The organism is Lentzea guizhouensis (assembly GCF_001701025.1).
In the GTDB taxonomy this organism is placed as follows: domain Bacteria; phylum Actinomycetota; class Actinomycetes; order Mycobacteriales; family Pseudonocardiaceae; genus Lentzea; species Lentzea guizhouensis.
On sequence record NZ_CP016793.1, the window covers coordinates 5,501,056 to 5,521,845 of the forward strand.

The 20,790-nt window shown below is 70.6% G+C and carries 18 protein-coding genes and 3 pseudogenes; 12 read left to right on the forward strand and 9 right to left on the reverse strand.

From position 1 onward, the window contains the following. Positions 1 to 8: 8 nt before the first annotated feature. The 7 genes and pseudogenes from BBK82_RS27065 (at position 9) to BBK82_RS54390 (ending at position 5,569) form a co-directional block, all read left to right on the forward strand. Entirely contained in the window at positions 9 to 188 is a 180-nt protein-coding gene (locus BBK82_RS27065; protein ID WP_065917531.1) for a hypothetical protein, read from the forward strand. A 358-nt stretch (positions 189 to 546) separates the two neighbouring features. Next, on the forward strand, positions 547 to 1,308 hold the full coding sequence (locus tag BBK82_RS27070; RefSeq protein ID WP_237047591.1) for a helix-turn-helix domain-containing protein: 762 nt from the start codon (positions 547 to 549) through the stop codon (positions 1,306 to 1,308). Between the two features lie 126 nt (positions 1,309 to 1,434). After that, a complete protein-coding gene (pgsA, locus tag BBK82_RS27075) occupies positions 1,435 to 2,037 on the forward strand; it encodes a phosphatidylinositol phosphate synthase (RefSeq protein WP_065917533.1) in 603 nt (200 codons plus the stop codon). After that, positions 2,034 to 2,936: a phosphatidylinositol mannoside acyltransferase gene (locus BBK82_RS27080; RefSeq protein WP_065917534.1), complete on the forward strand. Its 903-nt coding sequence runs from the start codon at positions 2,034 to 2,036 to the stop codon at positions 2,934 to 2,936. The genes pgsA and BBK82_RS27080 overlap by 4 nt, the downstream gene beginning before the upstream one ends. A 28-nt stretch (positions 2,937 to 2,964) precedes the next feature. Beyond that, positions 2,965 to 4,077 (forward strand): glycosyltransferase family 4 protein, encoded by a 1,113-nt coding sequence (locus BBK82_RS27085; RefSeq protein ID WP_065917535.1) that lies wholly within the window; start codon positions 2,965 to 2,967, stop codon positions 4,075 to 4,077. A 543-nt stretch (positions 4,078 to 4,620) separates the two neighbouring features. Beyond that, positions 4,621 to 5,068 (forward strand): annotated as a pseudogene (locus tag BBK82_RS54385) (exopolyphosphatase); the annotation flags it as partial. Between the two features lie 21 nt (positions 5,069 to 5,089). Next, a complete protein-coding gene (locus BBK82_RS54390) occupies positions 5,090 to 5,569 on the forward strand; it encodes an NUDIX hydrolase (protein ID WP_237048432.1) in 480 nt (159 codons plus the stop codon). A gap of 43 nt (positions 5,570 to 5,612) precedes the next feature. Here the strand turns inward: BBK82_RS54390 and BBK82_RS27095 are convergent, their stop codons facing one another. Genes BBK82_RS27095 through BBK82_RS27110 form a run of 4 tightly spaced genes read right to left on the reverse strand, consistent with a single transcriptional unit; the run spans position 5,613 to position 10,355 of the window. Next, positions 5,613 to 6,605 carry a TIGR03842 family LLM class F420-dependent oxidoreductase gene (locus tag BBK82_RS27095; RefSeq protein WP_065917536.1) on the reverse strand — a complete coding sequence of 331 codons (993 nt, stop codon included), beginning with the start codon at positions 6,603 to 6,605 and terminating at the stop codon, positions 5,613 to 5,615. A gap of 20 nt (positions 6,606 to 6,625) precedes the next feature. Continuing rightward, positions 6,626 to 8,011, reverse strand: a complete 1,386-nt coding sequence (hydA, locus tag BBK82_RS27100; protein WP_065917537.1) for a dihydropyrimidinase — start codon at positions 8,009 to 8,011, stop codon at positions 6,626 to 6,628. Next, the gene (locus BBK82_RS27105; protein ID WP_071812684.1) at positions 8,008 to 8,850 is read right to left on the reverse strand and encodes a nitrilase-related carbon-nitrogen hydrolase; all 843 of its coding nucleotides are present in this window, start codon (positions 8,848 to 8,850) and stop codon (positions 8,008 to 8,010) included. Before BBK82_RS27105 ends, hydA begins: the two co-directional genes overlap by 4 nt. Beyond that, positions 8,847 to 10,355: an NCS1 family nucleobase:cation symporter-1 gene (locus tag BBK82_RS27110; RefSeq protein ID WP_065917538.1), complete on the reverse strand. Its 1,509-nt coding sequence runs from the start codon at positions 10,353 to 10,355 to the stop codon at positions 8,847 to 8,849. Before BBK82_RS27110 ends, BBK82_RS27105 begins: the two co-directional genes overlap by 4 nt. Positions 10,356 to 10,509: 154 nt before the next feature. Between BBK82_RS27110 and BBK82_RS27115 the strand changes: the two genes are divergently transcribed. Continuing rightward, on the forward strand, positions 10,510 to 11,229 hold the full coding sequence (locus BBK82_RS27115) for an alpha/beta hydrolase (RefSeq protein ID WP_065917539.1): 720 nt from the start codon (positions 10,510 to 10,512) through the stop codon (positions 11,227 to 11,229). Here the strand turns inward: BBK82_RS27115 and BBK82_RS27120 are convergent. The 3 genes and pseudogenes from BBK82_RS27120 to BBK82_RS55840 all read right to left on the reverse strand — a co-directional run. Further along, complete coding sequence (locus tag BBK82_RS27120; protein ID WP_065917540.1) at positions 11,216 to 11,722, reverse strand: hypothetical protein; 507 nt, start codon at positions 11,720 to 11,722, stop codon at positions 11,216 to 11,218. The genes BBK82_RS27115 and BBK82_RS27120 overlap by 14 nt on opposite strands. 301 nt (positions 11,723 to 12,023) lie before the next feature. After that, positions 12,024 to 12,626 (reverse strand): hypothetical protein, encoded by a 603-nt coding sequence (locus BBK82_RS54395; protein WP_170067967.1) that lies wholly within the window; start codon positions 12,624 to 12,626, stop codon positions 12,024 to 12,026. A 177-nt stretch (positions 12,627 to 12,803) separates the two neighbouring features. Next, positions 12,804 to 12,962 (reverse strand): annotated as a pseudogene (locus BBK82_RS55840) (MerR family DNA-binding transcriptional regulator); the annotation flags it as partial. Positions 12,963 to 13,074: 112 nt separating this feature from the next. Here BBK82_RS55840 and BBK82_RS27130 point away from each other — a divergent pair. Further along, positions 13,075 to 13,491 (forward strand): hypothetical protein, encoded by a 417-nt coding sequence (locus tag BBK82_RS27130; protein WP_154697527.1) that lies wholly within the window; start codon positions 13,075 to 13,077, stop codon positions 13,489 to 13,491. Positions 13,492 to 13,527: 36 nt separating this feature from the next. Here the strand turns inward: BBK82_RS27130 and BBK82_RS27135 are convergent. Further along, positions 13,528 to 15,119: pseudogene (locus BBK82_RS27135) on the reverse strand (PucR family transcriptional regulator). 107 nt (positions 15,120 to 15,226) lie between these two features. On the opposite strand from BBK82_RS27135, the gene BBK82_RS27140 reads away from it, so the two are divergent. From BBK82_RS27140 to BBK82_RS27150, 3 genes are read left to right on the forward strand one after another with little or no spacing between them, the layout of a single operon-like run. Beyond that, entirely contained in the window at positions 15,227 to 16,510 is a 1,284-nt protein-coding gene (locus BBK82_RS27140) for an aspartate aminotransferase family protein (RefSeq protein ID WP_065917543.1), read from the forward strand. Further along, on the forward strand, positions 16,507 to 18,003 hold the full coding sequence (locus BBK82_RS27145; RefSeq protein ID WP_065917544.1) for a CoA-acylating methylmalonate-semialdehyde dehydrogenase: 1,497 nt from the start codon (positions 16,507 to 16,509) through the stop codon (positions 18,001 to 18,003). The genes BBK82_RS27140 and BBK82_RS27145 overlap by 4 nt, the downstream gene beginning before the upstream one ends. A 22-nt stretch (positions 18,004 to 18,025) precedes the next feature. After that, on the forward strand, positions 18,026 to 18,664 hold the full coding sequence (locus tag BBK82_RS27150; RefSeq protein WP_065917545.1) for a class I SAM-dependent methyltransferase: 639 nt from the start codon (positions 18,026 to 18,028) through the stop codon (positions 18,662 to 18,664). Here BBK82_RS27150 and BBK82_RS27155 read toward each other — a convergent pair. Continuing rightward, entirely contained in the window at positions 18,619 to 20,676 is a 2,058-nt protein-coding gene (locus tag BBK82_RS27155) for an elongation factor G-like protein EF-G2 (RefSeq protein WP_065921375.1), read from the reverse strand. The two genes, BBK82_RS27150 and BBK82_RS27155, sit on opposite strands and share 46 nt — an antisense overlap. Positions 20,677 to 20,790 lie beyond the last annotated feature (114 nt).

Here is a 20,790-nt window from a genome sequence, read left to right on the forward strand (position 1 = left end):
GTCGATCTATGCCTCGACTGCTGCTGCCCCTGCTGGGCTGTGTTCTCCTCATCGCGCTCGGCGTGAGCGCGATCATGTACGCCCACGTCGACGACGCGCCGGGACTCGGGCTCATCGGCTTTGTGCTCATCTTCGGTGGCGTCGGCTTGGGTGTTCGCGCGGTATTGCGCTCGCGAAAGTCGGTATGAGCGCGCGCTGGTGCTGATTGAAGCCCGTACCATTTTCTTGGACAGAAAAGTGACAAAAAGCACCCACGTTGTCCGCATGGGACAATCGGCCCAGTTTCCATGCGGCGCGGAATAGAGACGGTTGCAACTTTCGGGTGCATTTCGGCAACCGATCGAGACATTCGGCTGCCGCATAGCGATTCCAGGTAGGTGAGATCACCCACCTGGAGGTGTCAACTGGAAGTCAAGTCCCCGCCTATGGCCGATCGTCTGAGCGTGTCCGGATGGTTACGGTGCGAACATGACCGCACCTGAGCGTTCGCGATTAGCGAGAGAACGGCTTTCGCGTGAGTTACGCCGGTTGCGCACCGAGGCGAAGATGACCGGCACGGCCACCGCTCGTGCCACCGGGATGAGCCAGTCCAAGCTGTCGAAGATAGAGAACGGCATGCTGCTCCCGTCCGTCAACGACGTGGAGCGCCTAGTCGCGGAGCTCGCCGCGACGAGGGAGACGCGGGTCGAACTGGTCGAACTCGCCAGGTCGTTGCACGCGGAGGCGGAGACCCGCCGCGTCGTGCTGCACCGGGGTGCCCACCGCCACCAGCAGACGATCAGCCGGGTCGAGGCCCGCGCGGCGACGTCCAGGTTCTTCCAGCTGAACCTGGTGCCGGCGCTGCTGCAGTCCGAGGCCTACCTGCGCACCGTGCTGGCGACGATGCCTCCGTCCGAACAGGAGGCGGCTGTCGCTGCGTTGCGGGTGCGGCGCTCCCGGATGGACGACCTGGCCAAGCAGTTCGTGTTCGTGCTCACCGAGAGCGCGCTGCGCTGGCGGATGGGGTCGTCGGAGCTGATGGCGGAACAGGTCGAGCACCTGGCCGCCATCCAGCGCCGGCCGAACGTCCGGCTCGGCGTGGTGCCGTGGTCGGCGGACACGAACGTCGTCGCACTGCACGGATTCCACATCTACGACGAGCGCGTCGTCACGGTCAGCGTGCTGACGGGCAACGCCACCATCACCGACCCCCTGGACGTCCGCGAGTACCTCGCGCTGTTCGGCCGGCTGGAACGGGCGGCGGTGCGGGGAGAGGAGCTGCAGGGGTTGCTGAAGAGGATCGCGGAGGACCACCGCAGGCTCGGTTAGCGGTGGAGCGCTCGCGGGTGTCGTCACATCACCGGACGACGCTCGCCGCGCGGCAGGGGAGCACCACGGGTGCCGCCTCACCCCCGAGCAGTGCGTTTCACCAGTCCAGCTAGGCTGCGAACCGCCATGCTGAACATCTTCGCTCGCGCGTCCGTCTCGCGCGTCACCGATCCGGTCGGGGCGTGGCTGCTGGCGCGTGGCCTCACGCCCAACGTCGTCACCGTGGTCGGCACGGTCGGTGCCGTCGCGAGCGCGCTGTGGTTCATCCCGCGCGGTCAGCTGTTCCTCGGCAGCGCGCTGGTCACGTTCTTCGTGCTGCTCGACCTGATCGACGGCGCGATGGCGCGCGCGGCCGGTCCCACCAAGTTCGGCGCGGTGCTGGACGCCACCTGCGACCGCATCGCCGACGGCGCCCTGTTCGCGGCGCTCACCTGGTACGCGCTCGACTCCGGTGCCCGCTGGACCGCCGTGGCCGGGTTCATCTGCCTGGTCGCCTCCCAGGTCATCTCGTACGTGAAGGCGCGCGCCGAGGCCACCGGGCTGTCGGCCGACGGCGGCATCGCCGAACGCGCCGAGCGGTTCATCGTCGCCCTGATCGGCGCCGGCGTGCAGGGGCTGGGCGTGCCGCACCTGCTGGACATCGCGCTGTGGCTGCTCGCGGTCATGACGGTCGCGACGGTGCTGCAGCGGGTCCTCGCGGTGGCGAAGTCGGCCAGGGAGGCCGCGTGAACCTCGCGACGCTCGGGTACACGGCCGGCTGGCAGCTGATCCGGCTGCTGCCGGAGTCGTGGGCGCGCGGGTTGTTCCAGGCCGGTGCGGACTACGCGGCCCGCCGGGGTGGCGCGGGCGTGCGGCAGCTGCGCACGAACCTGCGCCGGGTCGTGCCCCAGGCGGGCGACGAAGAACTTGACGGGCTCGTACGCGAGTCGTTGCGCTCGTACGCGCGTTACTGGCGTGAGGCGTTCCGGCTGCCGGGGATGGACCACCGCGCCGTGTTCGAGAAGTGCGACGGACTGATCTCCGGCGTGGAGAACCTCGACGCGGCCCTGCGCGAGGGCACCGGGGCGGTGGTCGCGCTGCCGCACAGCGGCAACTGGGACATGGCGGGCGTCTGGCTCGTCGGTCACTCCGGCACGTTCACCACGGTCGCCGAACGCCTGAAGCCCGAGTCGCTCTACCGGAAGTTCGTCGCGTACCGCGAGACGCTGGGCTTCGAGGTGCTGCCGCTGACCGGCGGCGACCGTCCCACCTCGACGGTGCTCGCCGAACGCCTGCGCGCCAACAAGGTCGTGTGCCTGCTGGCCGACCGCGACCTGACCACCTCCGGCGTGCCGGTGACGTTCTTCGGCGAACAGACCCTGATGCCCGCCGGCCCGGCCCACCTGGCCGCGACGACCGGCGCCGCCCTGCTGCCCGTCGGCTGCTGGAACACCGAGGACAACTGGCAGTTCCGCATCCACCCGCCGATCAAGGTGAGCACCGTCCCCGCCGCCACCCAGGCGCTCGCCGACGTCTTCGCCGCCGACATCGCCGCCCACCCCACCGACTGGCACATGCTCCAGAAGCTCTGGCTCGCGGACCTGCCGGAGAGCCGCCGCACCGCGCTGGCCCGCCGGCTCGCCCGGTGAGGACCGCCCCGGTGGAGGACCTGCTCAGGTGAAGATCGGAATCGTCTGCCCGTACTCGCTCGACGTGCCGGGCGGGGTGCAGGCCCACGTCGTGGACCTCGCCCGCGCCCTGATCGGCCTGGGCCACGAGGTGAACGTCCTCGCCCCCGCCGACGACGACCAGGCACTGCCCTCCTTCGTCACCTCCGCCGGCCGCGCGGTCGGCATCCCGTACAACGGCTCGGTGGCCCGCCTCTCGTTCGGCCCGGTCTCCTACGCCCGCGTCCGCCGCTGGATCGACGACCACTCCTTCGACGTCCTGCACCTGCACGAGCCGACGGCACCTTCCCTGTCGTTCCTGGCCCTGGTGGTCGCCGACGGCCCGATCGTCGCCACCTTCCACACCTCCACCCCGCGCTCGAAGATGCTGGCCGCCTTCCAGGGCTTCCTGCAGCCGTTCCTGGAGAAGGTCACCGCCCGCATCGCCGTCTCCGCACTGGCCCGCCGCGTCCAGGTCGAACACCTCGGCGGCGACGCCGTGGAGATCCCGAACGGCGTCGACGTCGACTTCTTCGCCTCCGCCTCCACGTTGGACGGCTACCCGCGCACGGGCGGCACCATCGGCTTCGTCGGCCGCTACGACGAACCTCGCAAGGGCATGCCGATCCTCTGGGACGCCTTCGGCCTCATCGCCGACGAGTTCCCCGACCTCCGCCTGCTGGTCGTGGGCCGCGGCGAACACGAGTTCTCCGGCCCCCTCGCCTCCCGCGTCGACCTGCTCGGCCAGGTCAGCGACGAGGACAAGGCCCGCATGCTGCGCAGCATCGACGTCTACGTCGCCCCGAACACCGGCGGCGAGTCCTTCGGCATCATCCTCACCGAGGCCATGTCCGCGGGCACCGCCGTGGTCGCCTCCGACCTGGACGCCTTCCGCCGCGTGCTGGACGACGGCAAGGCAGGCGCCCTGTTCCCGGTCGGCGACGCCGCCGGGCTGGCCGACGCGCTGCGCTCGGTGCTGCGGGACAGCGCCCTGCGCGCCGAGTACGTGGCACTGGCGTCCGAACGCGTGCAGACCTACGACTGGTCCGTGGTGGCGGGCCAGGTGCTGCGGGTGTACGAGACGGCGATCGCCGCGGACCCGCGCCGGGTGGGCGAGGCATGACCGCGCGCCGTCCGCCGCCCGTCGCGCGCCGCGTCCGCCGCCGCGCGTCCGCCGCCGCCGCGTCCGCCGCGCCGTCCGCCGACGCCGCGTCCGCCGCCGCGCGTCCGCCGCCGCCGCCGCCGCCGCGTCCGCCGCCGCGTCCGCCGCCGCCGCCGCCGCGCTCCGCCGCCGTCGCCGCCGCCGCGTCCCGCCGCGTCGCGCCGCGTCCGCCGCGCCGCGTCCGCCGCCGCCGCGCCCGCCGCCGTCCGCCGCCACCGCGTCCGCGCCCGCGCCCGCCCCACCGCCCCGCCCCGCCACCGCCCCCCCACGCCAGCGCGACCCGCGACGCCGACGCGCGACCGCCGACGCCGCGACCGCCGACGCCGCGACCGCCGACGCCGCGACCGACGCCGCGACCCCGACGCCGCGACCGCCGACGCCGCGACCGCCGACCCGACCGACGCCGTCGTCGCTCGCGGTGAGCGCCTGTGACCGTTGCCGTCAGCGCTCACGGCAGGCGTCCGGTGACCGCCTTCGCCTCGCTCGCCGTTGCCGCGTGGGTGGGTGCCGCGTGACCACGTCCTCGTCGTCGTCCTGGCCGCGCTCCTCCTCTCCGCCTGGATCCTCGCGATCGCCAACCGCCTCGACCGCCTCCACGTCCGCACCGACGCCGCCTGGGCCGCCCTCGACGCCCCTGGCCCGTCGCCGTCGTGACGCGCCTGCTCGACCCTCGTTGTCGGCCGCCGCCTCCCGTGCCGAGGCCGCCGGCCGCGCGGACCGGGAGCTGGCCGAGAACGAGCTCTCCGGCCTCCTGGGTGCCGTGGACCGCTCGTCCCTGGCGCCCGCCCTCGCCGCCGAGCTCGCCGATGCCGAGGAACGCGTCGTCCTGGCTCGCCGCGTCCACAACGACGCGGTCCGCGACACCCTCCTGCAGCGTCGCCGCCGCATCGTCCGCTGGCTGCGGCTGGCCGGTACCGCGCCGCAACCGTCCTACTTCGAGATCGCCGAACCCACCGCCCCTTCCGACGCCGTGATGCTCACCCCCCGGCCCTCCGCTCGTGTAGTGCTGACCGACGGCTCCGGACGCGTGCTGCTCTTCCAGGGCTTCGACCCCGCCCGGCCCCAGGAGCTCTTCTGGTTCACGGTCGGCGGCGGCGTCGAGGGCGACGAGGAGCTCCGCGACACCGCGGTCCGCGAGACGTTCGAGGAGACGGGCCACCGCATCGCCGCCGACGCGCTGGTCGGCCCGGTGTGGCGGCGCCGCGCGGTGTTCAGCTTCGACGGGCAGACGTTCGACGCCGAGGAGTGGTTCTTCCACGCCTCCGTTCCCGAGCTCGCGGTGGACACCTCCGGGTTCAACGACGTCGAGGAGACCAGCATCTCGGCCTACCGGTGGTGGACCGCGGAGGAGCTGGCGGCGACCGAGGACACCGTCTACCCGGTGCAGCTGGCCGAGCTGCTGCCCGCGCTCACGTCGGGCGAGTGGGACGGCACCATGAAGACCGTCCGCTGACCGCCCACCCGAGCCCGGCCGCTCGCCTCCAGGCACCGGACCATCACACCGCCGGGATCACGGCCGACCCGTACGCGTCGCGCGTCTTGTGCTTCTCGTCGTGCATCAGGTACAGCGCGAAGTTGTCGACCCCGATCTCCTTCAGCTCCTGCAACCGTTCCACGTGCGCCGACTCCGGCCCCACCAGGCAGAAGCGGTCCACGATCGCGTCCGGCACGAAGTCGGTCGACCGGTTGCCCGCCTTGCCGTGGTGGGAGTAGTCGTAGCCCTCGCGGTCCTTGATGTAGTCCGTCAGCGCCTTCGGCACCGCGCCCGAGTCCCCGTACCGCGCAACGAGGTCCGCGACGTGGTTGCCGACCATCCCGCCGAACCACCGCAGCTGGTCCCGCTGGTGCGGGAGATCCGTTCCGACGTAGGCCGGCGCCGCCACGCACATCGTGATGGCGGCCGGATCACGCCCCGCCGCCACCGCCGCCTCGCGCACCGAGCCGATCGTCCAGCGCGCGATGTCCGGGTCCGCGGTCTGCAGGATGAACCCGTCGGCCTGCTCACCGACCATCTTCAGAGCGCGTGGACCGTAGGCGGCCATCCACACCTCGAGCTTTCCGTTGCGCACCCAGGGGATCTGCACCGCCGTGCCGTGGTGCTCCACGGAACGGCCCTCGGCCAGCTCCTTGATCACGTGCATCGCGGAGCCCAAGGTGGCCAGGGACGCGGGTTTCTGGCCGATCACGCGGCGGGCCGAGTCGCCGCGGCCGATGCCGCAGACCGTGCGGTTGCCGAACATGTCGTTCAGCGTCGCGAACAACGACGCCGTCACCGACCAGTCGCGGGTCGACGGGTTGGTGACCATCGGGCCGACGACGAGGTCGCGGGTCGCGGCCAGGACCTGCGAGTAGATGACGAACGGCTCCTGCCACAGCACGCAGGAGTCGAACGTCCAGCCGTACCGGAAGCCGCAGTCCTCGGCGGCGCGGAGGCCCTCCACCACGTCCCGCGCCGGCGGGTCGGTCTGCAGCACGATGCCGAAGTCCACGGCGTTCCTTTCCTAGGGCCTTAGACCAGGTACTGGTTGAGGTCGCGGGACACGAAGCGGCCGTGGCCCGTCGAGCCGTGGTAGGCGCCGTCGGCGATCACCTTGCGGCCGCGCGAGAACACCGCGTCCACGCGGCCGGTGACCTCGAAGCCCTCGTAGGCCGAGTAGTCCACGGCCATGTGGTGGGTCTGCGCGGAGATCGTCTGCGTCGCCGCCGGGTCGTAGATCACGACGTCGGCGTCGGCGCCCGGTGCGATCACGCCCTTGCGCGGGTACATGCCGAACATGCGGGCCGGTGTCGTCGCCACGATCTCGACCCACCGTTCGCGGGTGATCTCGCCCTTCACAACGCCCTGGTGCAGCAGGTCGACGCGGTGCTCGACGCCGGGCATGCCGTTGGGGATCTTCGAGAAGTCGCCCACGCCCAGCTGTTTCTGGTCCTTGAAGCAGAACGGGCAGTGGTCGGTGGAGACCACGGACAGGTCGTTCGTCCGCAGGCCGCGCCACAACGACGACTGGTGCTCCTTGGGCCGCAACGGGGGAGAGGCCACGTACTTCGCGCCCTCGAAGCCCGGTCGTGCCAGGTCCTCCAGCGACAGGTACAGGTACTGCGGGCACGTCTCGGCGAACACGTTCTGACCGGTGTCCCGGGCGGCCGTGACGGCGTCCAGCGCTTGTGCGGCGGACAGGTGGACGATGTACAACGGAGAACCGGTCACGCGGGCCAGTTGGATCGCGCGGGACGTGGCCTCGCCCTCCAGCTCCGGCGGCCGGGTCAGGCCGTGCTGCACCGGGTCACCCAGCCCATTGGCCAGCGCCTGTGCCACGAGCTCGTCGATCGCGATGCCGTTCTCCGCGTGCATCATGATCGTGGCACCGGTCTCGCGCGCCTTCTGCATCGCACGCAGGATCTCGCCGTCGGTGGCGTAGAAGACACCGGGGTAGGCCATGAACATCTTGAAGCTGTTCACGCCCTGCGCGATGCACGACTCCATCTCCTTCAACGACGAGTCGTTCACGTCGGAGATGATCATGTGGAACCCGTAGTCGACCGCGCAGTTGCCGTCGGCCTTGGCGTGCCACTTGTCCAATGTGGACAGCAGCGAGGAACCCTTGGGCTGCACCGCGAAGTCGACGATCGTGGTGGTGCCGCCCCACGCCGCCGCGGTCGTGCCGGTCTCGAATGTGTCCGCCGACTGCGTGCCGCCGAACGGCATCTCCATGTGCGTGTGCACGTCGATCCCACCCGGGATGACGTACTTCCCGGCCGCGTCGACCACCTCGTCGGCCCGCACCTCGAAACCGGGTGTCACCAGCGCCGCGATGTGCTCGCCGTCGATCAGCACGTCGGCGGCGTGCGAGCCGGTCGCGTTGATCATCAGGCCGTTGCGGATGAGGGTGCTCACGGCGTCACCAGGCCCTCGTAGGTGTCGGGGCGGCGGTCGCGGTAGAACGCCCACGTGTCGCGCACCTCGGTCAGCAGGTCCAGGTCGAGGTCGCGCACCACGAGTTCTTCCTCGGTGTCGGACGCGGCCTCGCCGACCAGCTGGCCGCGTGGCGAGACGAAGTACGTCTGGCCGTAGAACTCGTTGTCGCCCAACGGTTCCACGCCGACCCGGTTGATCGCGCCGACGAAGTACTCGTTCGCCACGGCCGCGGCGGGCTGCTCCAGCCGCCACAGGTACTCCGACAGCGACCGCGACGTCGCCGACGGGTTGAACACGATCTTCGCGCCGGCCAGGCCCAGCGCCCGCCAGCCCTCCGGGAAGTGCCGTTCGTAGCAGATGTAGACGCCGATCCGGCCGACCGCGGTGTCGAACACCGGGTAACCGAGGTTGCCGGGCTTGAAGTAGAACTTCTCCCAGAACCCCTTGACCTGCGGGATGTGGTTCTTGCGGTACTTGCCGAGGTAGGTGCCGTCGGCGTCGATCACCGCGGCGGTGTTGTAGTAGACGCCCGGCTGCTCCACCTCGTACATCGGCACGATCAGCACGATGTTGTTCTGCGCGGCGACCTCCTTCATCAGCTCCGTGGTCGGGCCGTCCGGGATCGCCTCGGTGTAGGAGTAGAAGTCCGCGTCCTGCACCTGGCAGAAGTACGGGCCGTAGAAGAGCTCCTGCAGGCACAGCACCTGCGCGCCCTGCGAGGCGGCGTTGCGGATGTGCTCGACCGCGTTCGCGATCATCGACTCCTTGTCGCCCGTCCACTTCTGCTGGACGAGCGCGGCCCGGATGATGTTGCTCACCTGGTCGTCTCCTTCGCCTTGTTGTCCTTCAGAGCAAGGAAAACCAGGAAGCCGGCCGCGAAGCCGACCACCCAGTTGTAGTCGTAGAGGGGCTTGAGGAACGGGATCAAGCCGTCCGCGGGGAACGGCCCGCCGTACGCGCCGCCGACCGCGAGCACGCTGCCGACGAGCGTCGCCGCCACGGCCCGCCAGTTCCAGCCGCCGTTGAACCAGTACGCGCCGCGCCCGTCGAGGTAGAGGTCCTCGAGGTGCAGCCGCGTCTTCTTGATCACCCAGTACCCGGCGACGAACACGCCCGCGACCGACGCGAGCAGACCGCCGTAGAACCCGAGCCACGCGAAGATGTAGATGCTCGGGTCGGAGATGAGCCGCCACGGCTGGATCAGGATGCCGATCACGCCGGTGATCAGGCCGCCGACCGCGAACGTGATGCGCCGCGGGAACGCGTTCGAGAAGTCGTACGAGGGGCTGACCACGTTCGCCGCGAGGTTCGCCGAGATCGTCGCCAGCACCAGCGACACCAGCGCGACCAGCACCAGGGCCGTGCTGTCGAAGCGCGACGCGAGGTCCGCCGGGTCCCAGATCGCCTCGCCGTAGAGCGCCTGCGCGCCGGAGGTCGTCAGGATCGCCACGATCGCGATGAACGACATCGTGGTCGGCAGTCCCAGGATCTGACCGGTGACCTGCTTGCGCTGACTACCACCGAACCGGGTGAAGTCCGGCATGTTGAGGCTGAGCGTCGACCAGAACGCGATCATGCCCATCAGCGCGGGGAAGAACACCTTCCAGAAGTCCGGCCCCCAGCCGAGCTTGCTGCCGGTCTGCAGGATCGGCCCGAACCCGCCCGCCTTGACCAGCACGTACCCCAGCAGGACCAGGAACCCGATGCTCACCAGCGGCGCCGTCCAGTTCTCGAACCGCCGGATCGCCTCCATCCCGCGCCAGATCACCAGCATCTGCACGACCCAGAACCCGAAGAAGCACAACCACAACGTCCACGGCTGACCGCCCACTTGGGACGCTCCGGTCCACCCCTCGCCCGCGAGCCGACCGATGATCACGTGCAGCGCCTTGCCGCCGACCCACGTCTGGATGCCGAACCACGCACACGCGATGAACGCCCGCAGCAACGCCACCAGGTTCGCACCGCGGATGCCGTAGAACGCCCGCGCGAACACCGGGAACGGGATTCCGTACTTGGTCCCGGCGTGGCTGTTGAGCAGCATCGGGACCAGCACGATCAGGTTGCCCAGCGTGATCGTGAGGAACGCCTGCACCCAGTCCATCCCGAGCGCGATCAGGCTCGCCGCGAGCGTGTAGCTGGGGATGTTGTGCGCCATGCCCATCCACAGCGCGAAGAAGTTGTACGTCGTCCACGTCCGCTGCTCGATCGGCACCGGCGCGAGCTCGGGGTTGTAGAACCTGCTGTCCTGGATGGGACCCACGTCGCTGAGCTCGACGCGGCCATCGGGTGTGACCTGGGGCGATGAGGACTCAACTGCCATCGTTCAACCCCCTGTTACGCTGCTGAAACAACGCGAACGCGGTCGGTTCCATCCCGGAATCCTGGGTCCGCCGTTGTGCGCGTGGCAGTGTCAGAGTGTCCACGCTTCACATGATCGGCGCACATTGTGTGCGTTGCGTGGAAGACTCGTCGTCATGGGGATCTCACGGCGGACCCTGCTGCTCGGGGGAGCGGCCCTGGTGGGAACCGCGGGTGTGGCAGGAGCGCTGACGCCGCCCGGCCGCCGTTTCCTGGGCTGGACGGGACCCGACGGGGTGGTGCCGGACGTGCCGCCGGTGCCGGTCGTCGCGACGCCGTGGGGTGCGTGGATGGGCACGGACGGCCCGGTCGTGCTGGTGCTGCACGGCCGTGGTGGCAGCGTGGCCTGGTGGGAGGAGCTGGGGTTGCCGCGGTTCCTGGCCGCCTCGGGGTCGCGGATGCGGTTCGCCGTGGTCAACGGCGGCGAGGACTACTGGGTCGGGTTGACGCCGCCGGTGCCGTTCGAGGCCGCTCTGGGCGTGTCGATGGGCGGCTTCGGCGTGCTCGACATCGCGACCAGGCGGGCGTTGCGGGCGGTGGCGGCGATCAGCCCGGCGGTCTTTCCCTCGTGGGAGGACGCGGAACGCATCAACGGCTTCGCGTCGCGCGAGGTGTGGGAGGCCCACGAACCGCTGCGGCGGGCCTCGTCGATCGGCTCGCCGGTCGGGGTGTGGTGCGGTCGGGAGGACCCGTTCCACGACGCCGCGGTGGAGGTGGCGCGGTCGGCGCGGGCGGAGGTGGGGTCGTTCGAGCACGGTGCGCACGACGTGGGGTACTGGCGGCGGGTGCTGCCGGAGGCGGTGCGGTTCATCGGGGACCGCCTCACCGGCCGCTGACGCCCTTGACCCGCACGACGGCCGTGCCCGCCTTCCGGTCGTGCCACGTCCGCGTGCCCCGCAGGTCCAGGCTCTCCACCGCCGACAGCGCGAGCAACGTCAGCCCGCTGATCAGCACCAACGGTCCCAGCCACCCGGTCGGCCCCGTCCCGAGGTGCTCGCCCGCGACGATCCACGGTTGCTGCCACCCCAGGCCCGCCATGAACGCCGGCTCCCGCCACCCGAGCCCTGTCATCACGAGCGCCACCCCCGCACCGGGCAGCGCGGTCGTGATCAGGGCTCGGGCCACCATCCTCCCGCCCTTCAACCCCGAGGCGGGGCCGACCACGCGCAGGCCGGTCAAGGCGCGTCCGAGGGTGTTGAAGCGCAACAGGGCCACGTCGTAGAGGGCGGCGGCGGCCACCACGGCCACCGGTTCGTGGACCAGTGGCCACGTCACGACCAGCACGAGGAGCCAGTCGAGGAGGCGGGCCGTGAGCCGACGAGCGAGCATGGTTCACGCTAAGCGCCACGAAAGCGCCATAAGTTGCCAGTTCAAGGCCAGTTCGCGTCGGTTGTCCCTGCCAGGCGTGGGTGGGCGGGCTCGGAGGACGTTGTGGACGCTGCACCGTCGCACAACTGGACAGCCTCCCGCCGGCGGTGCCCGCATCATCGACAACGCCGGCGGCAGCCGTCCGCACAGGTCCGCCGGTTCGGGGCCACCGACCAGCGACCGGTAGAGCACGGACCTGTCCCGCCTCCGTTCGCCACCGCGTTGTGCCACTTCCGTTGCAGCACAGAGAAATTCCGCGCGATCAACGCCTGTGTCGCACCACGAGCCGACGTCCGGCCAGTGCGGTGAGCATGGCGAAGAACAGCAACGCGCCGTTCGCACCAGGGCTCTGCTGGTCAGCCTCCAGCGCCTCCCGGACGAAGCCGAACAGGCCCACGAAGCCCGCGCCCGCGGTCACCGCCCAGAGCACCCTGGCGGAGGACTCGGCGAGGGGAGCTGGCGTCACCTTCTCGAGCACGAGCTGGAGCAGTGGCCCGAACCCGCGGCCGGACACCGCGGACCACACGATGAGGAGGGGCACGCCGAAGGCGAGGACGATCAGGTCGAGCAGGACCCTGACCGCGATGTGCGCTCCCGCTGCCGCCCCGTCCACGGCACCGCCGACGGTTGCGGTGCACAGGATCAACGGGAGCAGGGCGATGAACCACCTCCCGACCACGGGCCACACCTGCGAGCGCCGGTGCACGGGAACGTACGGCGTCACGTACGGCTGAGGAGGGGGCGGGGAGACGTGGTAGTGCACGCCGCCGTAGATCGTCCCGGCCTGGACGGACTGTCCCACCACCGTGCCGTCGACGGTGTTCTGGACGGATGGCCACTGACCTGGTGGCGGCGGTTGGGTCACGCGAGCCCCCTGCTCGTGGAAGGGTCCCGATCGTAGACGAACGGCGTTTGCGGCGAAACGACTCGGGTCCAGGGCCCCGAACAGCGGGCGCGACGAGTCCGAAGAGGACACCGCGAACCGCACCTCCTCCAACGAGAGACCGAGCCGACGCCGCGATCTCACCTGATAGAGGCGGCGGACGTCGGCAGGTGTGTACCGACGGTGACCGGAGGACGTGCGTTCGACCGCGGCGACCAGGCCGATCTCGTCGTGGTGGTGCAGGGCCCGGATGCCCAGTCCCCTTGCTCTGACCAGGTCACCGATGCCCCAGCGGGTCGCGTGACAACCGGAAGAAATCCCGTGGCGGGAGGTTCACGTCCCTCAACACCCGATCGAGCGGATAAACATCAGAACCGGATGAGCCGATGAAAACGAAGGTCGGTCCCCAAAAACCAGATTGAGGAAAACTGTGTCTCGTTCCGGACTGTTTCGTGCCGCCGCCCTTCTCGCCGCCGGTGCGGCCCCGCTCATGGCGGGTACGGCCAACGCCGCCGAGCTGCCCGCGGTCGACGGCGGTGTGCCCGACGTCGGCGCGGACAAGCTGATCGCCGACGCCAAGAGGCACGTCGACGCGCTCGAGGTGGGCAAGACGGTCCAGCTGCCGACCCTCACCGCGCCCGTGGGCCAGCGCACCGCGAAGCTGTCGGTGCCGCAGGAGCGCTCCGAGGTGGCCCCGCTCGCGCCCGAGCTGGGCGCGCTGCCCGGCCTGCCGAGCACGGGTTCGCTGCTCGGTGGCACCCACGTCGGCCACGTGCAGACGCCGCAGGCGTCGGACCTGCCGGCCAACACCGTGCTCTCCGGCGTGCTGCCGACGATCAACGGCTGAGCGGAGCCGGGATCGGGTGGGCCCGTGCCGACGCCGTCACGGGCCCATTTCGTGCACCAGCAACGCCACGTACAGCGACAGCACCGACTCCGGGTCCTCCAGCGACACCCCGAGCACCTGCTCGATCCGGGCCAGCTGCTGGTAGTACGCCGTGCGCGAGAGGTGTGCCGCGGCCGCTGCCGCCGACTTGTTGCCGCCGTTCTCGCACAGGCACCGCAGCAGCTCGACCAGCCGTGAGCCCTGGGCGGAGTCGCGCGCGAGCAACGGCCCGAGCTCGCGGTCCGCGAACGCCCGCACCCGCTCGTCGTCCCGCAGCAGGTGCAGCAGCCCGCGCAGCCGCACGTCGTCCAGGCGGTGGTACAGCTGCGTTCCCGGTGCCCGCAACGCCGCACCGGCCACGTGCGCGGCCTCGCCGAGCGACCGGCGAACGTCCGATGTGGACGCCACCGTGGTCCCCACCGCGATCACCACGGCACCGGCCGCCGTCCGGTGGACCTCCCGCGCGACCTTGCGCAGGACGCCTTCCACGCCCACGGTCACCGGTACCGACAGCAGCGCCCGCACCGACGTGTCGTCCACGACGCCGACCAGTGCCGCGACCGTGACCCGTCGCGCCGCCAGCGCCGTCGCCTCCGCGAGATCCCGCAGGACCTCCTGTGTCGCAAGCGTTTGCCCGATGCTGACGGACACCGGCCGGACCGCCACGCCGATCAGCTGCCGGCGTTCCAGCGGCACGCCCAGCGCCGCCGCCCGCGCGCCCAGGTCCGGTGAGGCCGGCCCTGCCCCAGCAGCTGGGCCAGCAACGTGCGGTGCGTCTGCCGCTCCAGCGACTCCCGGTCGCGCGCCACGAGCCGGTGCACGGCCAACGCGGACGCCGCTCGTTCCGCCACCACGACGTGCCGGTGCGGTGGCGGTTCGGGGGAGACCATCACGAGCCGGCCCCAGTCCGCCCCGCGCGCCCCGACGATCGTCACCAGCCACCCCGACGCCGCGTGGTAGGCCGTCCGTTCGGTCACCGCGACCGCCCGCGACCGCGCCGCCCAGTCGTCCAGCAGCAGCACGGGGTCGTGCCCGGCCGCGTCGTAGGCCAGCACGTCGTGGCCGAGCGTCTCCAGCACGACCGCGAGCCCGGACGTGCGCGCCACCTCGCGCAACACCTCGGACGGCTCCGCACCCGCGACCGTGAGCGCCGTGAACGTCTCGTGCACCTGCTCCGCGGCCCGCAGCTCGGCCAGCTGGGCGTCCACGATCAACGCCACCACCGCCTCCGTCACGGCCACGTACCGCGTCTCGGCGGCCAGCGTGACCAGCGGCAACCCGTGGTGCTCCGCCGCGGTCACCAGGGCGGCCGGCACGTCGTCGCGCCACCGCCGCCCCAGCTCCACGACCAGCCCGGCGCACCCCACCGCGGCCAGCTCCTCGACGTAGCGGGCGAGGCCCGACTCGGGCAGCATCACGCCGGTCGTGAGCACCAGCTCCCCGCCGCGCAGCAGCGGCGCGATGTCTGCGATCTCCGCCACATGCACCCAGCGGACCCGCCGCGACAGACCGGCCGACCCGGCCACCAGACGCGGCTTTCCCTGCCGGATCACCGGGAGAGCGACGACTTCGGCGACGGTCGGGTACATGTACACAACGTAATGCCGGACAACCGATCCGGGTACAGGTTGTGCATGGCGGCCAACCGCGCATCCCAGCAGACTCCGAGAGCAGGTGGAGACCCCTGGAGGACGTGATGGCCCACAAGGAGCTGCTGGCACGGCACCGCGCGGTGATGCCGAAGTGGCTGGCCCTCTACTACGACGAGCCCATCGAGATCGCGAGCGCGAGCGGACGCCGCGTGACCGACGCCGAGGGCACGACCTACCTCGACTTCTTCGCGGGCATCCTGACCAACGCCATCGGCTACGACGTCGCCGAGATCAGCGACGCGATCCGCTCGCAGCTCGACACCGGCGTGCTGCACAGCTCGACGCTGTACCTGATCAAGTCGCAGGTCGAGCTGGCGGAGAAGGTCGCGGAACTGAGTGGCATCCCGGACGCCAAGGTGTTCTTCACCAACTCCGGCACCGAGGCCAACGAGACCGCGCTCATGCTCGCCACCCAGGCCCGCCGCAGCGAGCAGGTGCTGGCGTTGCGCAACAGCTACCACGGCCGTGCGTTCGCCACGGTCGCCGTCACCGGCAACCGCGGCTGGTCGGCGAGTGCCCTGTCGCCGATCAAGGTCAGCTGGGTGCACGGCGGCTACCGCTACCGCAGCCCGTTCAAGGGACTGAACGACGCCGACTACGTCAAGGCCTGCGTCGACGACCTGCGCGAGATCATCGAGACCACCACGTCCGGTGACGTCGCGTGCATGATCGTCGAGCCGATCCAGGGCGTCGGCGGCTTCACCTCGCCGCCCGACGGCCTGTTCCGCGCGTTCAAGGACGTGCTGGACGAGTACGGGATCCTGTTCGTCTCCGACGAGGTGCAGACCGGCTGGGGCCGCACCGGCGAGCACTTCTGGGGCATCCAGGCGCACGACGTCGTGCCGGACGCGATGACGTTCGCCAAGGGCCTCGGCAACGGCCTCGCGATCGGCGGCGTGGTCGCGCGCGGCGACCTGATGGACACGATCACCGCCAACTCGATCTCCACGTTCGGCGGCAACCCGGTCTCCACGGCCGGCGCGCTGGCGACGCTCAACTACCTGCTCGACCACGACCTGCAGGCCAACGCGGCCAAGCTCGGCTCGCGGCTGCTCGGCGGCCTGCGCGAGCTCGCCGAGAAGCACCCGGTGATCGGTGACGTGCGCGGCAAGGGCCTGATGGTCGGCGTCGAGCTGGTCGGACCCGAGGGCGAGCCCAACCCCGGCGCGGCCACGACCGTGCTCAACGAGGCCAAGGCGGGCGGTCTGCTCGTCGGCAAGGGCGGTCTCCACGGCAACGTGATCAGGCTGGCTCCGCCGATGACCCTGACCGAGGACGAGCTGGAAGAGGCACTCGGCATCCTCGCCCAGGCGGTGTCGCGAGCATGATCGAGCCCAAGATGATCAGGCATTGGATCGGCGGCAAGAGCTGGGAAGCGTCTCCTGAGCGCACCGGCGACGTCTACGACCCCACCACCGGCAAGGTGGCGAACCAGGTCGCCTACGCCTCGGTGTCCGAAGTGGACGCCGCGGTCGACGCAGCCGCGGAAGCGTTTGCGCAGTGGCGCACCGCCTCGTTGGCGCAGCGCTCGACGGTGATGTTCAAGTTCCGCGAGCTGCTCAACGCGCGCAAGGGCGAGCTGGCCACGATCGTCAGTTCCGAGCACGGCAAGGTGGTGTCCGACGCGGGCGGCGAGGTCCAGCGCGCGCTGGAGTCCGTCGAGTACGCGTGTGGCATTCCGACGCTGCTGCGGGGCGGTTTCAGCGAGAACGCCTCCACGAAGGTCGACGTCTACTCGATCCAGCAGCCGGTGGGCGTGGTCGGGGTGATCTCGCCGTTCAACTTCCCCGCGATGGTGCCGCTGTGGTTCGTGCCCACCGCAATCGCTTGCGGCAACACGGTGGTGCTCAAACCGTCCGAAAAGGACCCGAGCGCTTCGATCTTCATCGCCGAGCTGTTCGCCGAGGCGGGGCTGCCCGACGGCGTGCTCAACGTCGTGCACGGCGACAAGGTGGCCGTGGACCGGTTGCTGGAACACCCGGCGGTCAAGGCGATCTCCTTCGTCGGCTCCACGCCGATCGCGAAGTACGTCTACGAGACCGGTACCGCGCACGGCAAACGCGTGCAGGCACTCGGCGGTGCCAAGAACCACATGGTCGTGCTGCCCGACGCCGACCTCGACCTCGCCGCTGACGCCGCGGTCTCGGCCGGCTTCGGCTCGGCGGGGGAGCGGTGCATGGCCATCTCGGTGGTCGTGGCGGTCGGCCAGGTGGGCGACGAGCTGGTCGAGAAGATCAAGACCAGGATCGCCGACGTGCGGGTCGGCTCCGGCACGTCGTGCGAGATGGGCCCATTGGTCACCGGCGCGCACCGGGACAAGGTGACGTCCTACCTGGACGCCGGCGTCGAGGCGGGCGCGGTGCTCGCGGTGGACGGCCGCGACCACCCGGTCGACGGCGACGCGAGCGGGTTCTGGCTCGGCCCGACGCTCTTCGACCACGTCGGCACGGACATGTCGATCTACACCGACGAGATCTTCGGCCCGGTCCTCTCGGTCGTGCGCACCTCGACCTACGAGGAGGCGCTGGAGCTGGTGAACAGCAACCGCTACGGCAACGGCACCGCCATCTTCACCAACGACGGCGGTGCCGCGCGCCGCTTCCAGAACGAGGTCGAGGTCGGCATGGTCGGCGTGAACGTGCCGATCCCCGTACCGGTCGCTTACTACTCGTTCGGCGGCTGGAAGGAGTCGCTCTTCGGTGACGCACACGCCTACGGACCGCACGGCGTGCACTTCTTCACCCGCTCGAAGGTGGTCACCTCCCGGTGGCTGGACCCGTCGCACGGCGGGGTCAACCTCGGGTTTCCGCAGAACACCTAGCCGATACGCCTGGTTTGGCCGGGTGAGCACAAGACGCGCCTACGACCTCGTCGCCGACCGGTACACCGCCGAGCTCGGCGCCGAGCTCGGCGGGAAACCACTGGACCGCGCGCTGCTCGACGCGCTGGCCGGACTGGCGGACGGTCCGGTCCTGGACGTCGGCTGCGGACCCGGACACGTGGCCGCGTACCTGGCCGATCGGGTGCCCGTCGTCGGCGTGGACCTCTCGCCGCGGATGTGTGCACACGCCTCAGTCCCCGTGTGCGCAGGTGACATGACGGCACTCCCGTTTCAGGCGCGCGCGTTCTCCGCGTTGGTGTGCTTCTACGCCGTGATCCATCTGAACGCAGAAGAGCGCGCTACGGCCTATCAGGAGTTCGCGCGGGTGTTGGCGCCGGGCGGGCACGCGTTGATCGCGTTCCACGTGCGGGACGCCGAAACCGGGTCAGGGCAGGAGAAGAAGCTCACCCGGTGGTGGGACCACGACGTGGACCTGACGTTCCGCTTCCTCGATCCGGAGCGGGAGACCGCGGCGTTGGCGGAGGCGGGCCTCGTGCTGACGGCCCGCCTCGACCGCGCTCCTGATTCACGCGTCGAGCACGCGAGCGACCGGTGTTACCTGCTCGTGCGCGCGGCCAATGCCTCCGGGATCGGGTCATAGCGCGAGAACTGACGGGTGAACGTGCCGGTGCCTGAGGTCAGCGCGCGCAGCTCGATGGCGTAGCGCAGCAGTTCGCTCGACGGCACCTCCGCGCGGATCACCGTGCGCCCGCCCTCGTCGGCCTCGGTGCCGAGCACCCGGCCACGCCGGCCGGACAGGTCGCCCAGCACGGTGCCGAGGTGTTCGTCGGGCAGCCTGATCGCGACCTCGTCCATGGGTTCGAGCAGCTGCGTGCGGCCGGTGGCGGCGGCCTCCTTCAACGCCAGCGCGCCCGCGGTCTGGAAGGCGGCGTCCGACGAGTCGACCGAGTGCGCCTTGCCGTCGACCAGCGTCACCCGGACGTCGACCACGGGTGTGCCGTCGTGCAGGCCCCTCTCCAGCTGCGCGCGCACGCCCTTCTCGACGGAGGGGATGAACTGGTGCGGGACCGCGCCACCGATGATCTTGTCGACGAACTCGAAGCCGGAGCCGCGCGGCAGCGGCTCGACCACGATGTCGCACACGGCGTACTGGCCGTGACCTCCGGATTGCTTGACGTGCCGGCCGTGGCCCTTCGCCTGTCCCGCGAACGTCTCGCGCAACGGCACGCGCACCGGTTCGGTGTCGATCTCCGCGCCACCCGCTCGCAGCCGGGCCAGCACGACGTCCGCGTGCGCCTCGCCCATGCACCACAGGACCAGCTGGTGGGTCTCGGCGTTGCGGTCGAGCCGCAGGGTGGGGTCGCCGGCGACGAGGCGGTTGAGGTTGCGGGCCAGGTTGTCCTCATCGCTTCGTGTGCGGGGCACGACGGCGACGGGCAGCAACGGTTCTGGCATGTCCCACGGCGCCATGAGCAGCGGCTGTTCCGGTGCGGACACGGTGTCGCCGGTCTCGGCGGTCGTCAACTTGGTCAACGCGCACATGTCACCCGCGACGCAGTACGGCACCTCACGCAGGTTCGCGCCCAACGGCGAGTAGATGTGCGCGACGCGTTCATCGGCGTCGTGGTCCTCGTGCCCGCGGTCGGCCATGCCGTGCCCGGAGACGTGCACGGGCCGTTCAGGGCGCAACGTGCCGGAGAAGACGCGGACCAGCGACACGCGGCCGACGTAGGAGTCCACTGCGGTGCGGACCACCTCGGCGACGAGCGGCCCGTCCGGGTCGGCGGCCATGCGGGGCTGCGGGATGCCGTCGATCGACGTGACGTCCGGGACCCTGTGCTCCAGCGGCGACGGGAACGCGCGCGCGATGCCGTCGAGCAGCTCGGCCAACCCCATGCCGGTGGCGGCGCACACGGGCATCACGGGGTGGAACGACCCGCGCGAGACGGCGGTCTCCAGGTCGGCGATCAACGTGTCCTGGTCGATGTCCTCCCCGGCCAGGTACCGGTCCATGAGCGTCTCGTCCTCGCTCTCCGCGATGATCCCCTCGATCAGCGCGGCCCGCTCGTCCGGGTAGTCGTCGCCCTGCGTCAGCAACCCGACGAGCCGGTCACCCTCCTGCATGTACAACGGCACCACGCCCGCACCGAAAGCCGCTTGGCACGCGAGGACTTCCGTGGACACGTCGGCGCGGTGGTGGTCCGTGCGCGTGATGATGACGGCACGCGGCATGCCGACCAGCGCGCACTCGTCCCACAGCGACACCGTGGCCGCGTCCACGCCCTCGAAGGCGTTCACAACAAAAAGGGCCGCGTCCGCGGCCCGCAGTCCCGCCCTGAGCTCCCCCACGAAGTCGACGTATCCGGGGGTGTCGATCAGGTTGATCTTGATGTCCCCGTGCTGGAGCGGTGCCACCGCGAGGCCCACCGACCTCTGCTGCCGCACCGCGGCCGGGTCGTGGTCGCAGACGGTCGTCCCCTCGGTGACCGATCCCGCGCGGGTCAGCACCCCCGTGGCGGCGAGCAGGGCCTCGGTGAGCGTCGTCTTGCCGGAGCCGGACGGACCGACGAGCACGACGTTGCGGACCTTGGCCGGGTCGTCCACAGCGACCGCGCCTGCCGATGTCCCGTTGTCGGAGTGCTTGCTTCCCATGGCGACCTCCGTCAAGTCGTAGTGTTCGATCTCACACCCGATGACCGGTGGTGACAAGACCGAGGACCCGTCTGGGCGCCGACCGGCACGCGAACACAGTTCACAGAGGCGGCC

Bases quoted from the DNA above. Each gene is read 5' to 3' on its own strand.
- BBK82_RS27120 (WP_065917540.1), bottom strand. From the start codon at position 11,722: ATGCTCGCTCGTCGGCTCACGGCCCGCCTCCTCGACTGGCTCCTCGTG.
- BBK82_RS27145 (WP_065917544.1), top strand. From the start codon at position 16,507: ATGATCGAGCCCAAGATGATCAGGCATTGGATCGGCGGCAAGAGCTGG.
- BBK82_RS27155 (WP_065921375.1), bottom strand. From the start codon at position 20,676: ATGGGAAGCAAGCACTCCGACAACGGGACATCGGCAGGCGCGGTCGCT.
- BBK82_RS27070 (WP_237047591.1), top strand. From the start codon at position 547: ATGACCGGCACGGCCACCGCTCGTGCCACCGGGATGAGCCAGTCCAAG.
- pgsA (WP_065917533.1), top strand. From the start codon at position 1,435: ATGCTGAACATCTTCGCTCGCGCGTCCGTCTCGCGCGTCACCGATCCG.
- BBK82_RS54390 (WP_237048432.1), top strand. From the start codon at position 5,090: ATGCTCACCCCCCGGCCCTCCGCTCGTGTAGTGCTGACCGACGGCTCC.
- BBK82_RS27115 (WP_065917539.1), top strand. From the start codon at position 10,510: ATGGGGATCTCACGGCGGACCCTGCTGCTCGGGGGAGCGGCCCTGGTG.
- BBK82_RS27110 (WP_065917538.1), bottom strand. From the start codon at position 10,355: ATGGCAGTTGAGTCCTCATCGCCCCAGGTCACACCCGATGGCCGCGTC.
- BBK82_RS27065 (WP_065917531.1), top strand. From the start codon at position 9: ATGCCTCGACTGCTGCTGCCCCTGCTGGGCTGTGTTCTCCTCATCGCG.
- BBK82_RS27140 (WP_065917543.1), top strand. From the start codon at position 15,227: ATGGCCCACAAGGAGCTGCTGGCACGGCACCGCGCGGTGATGCCGAAG.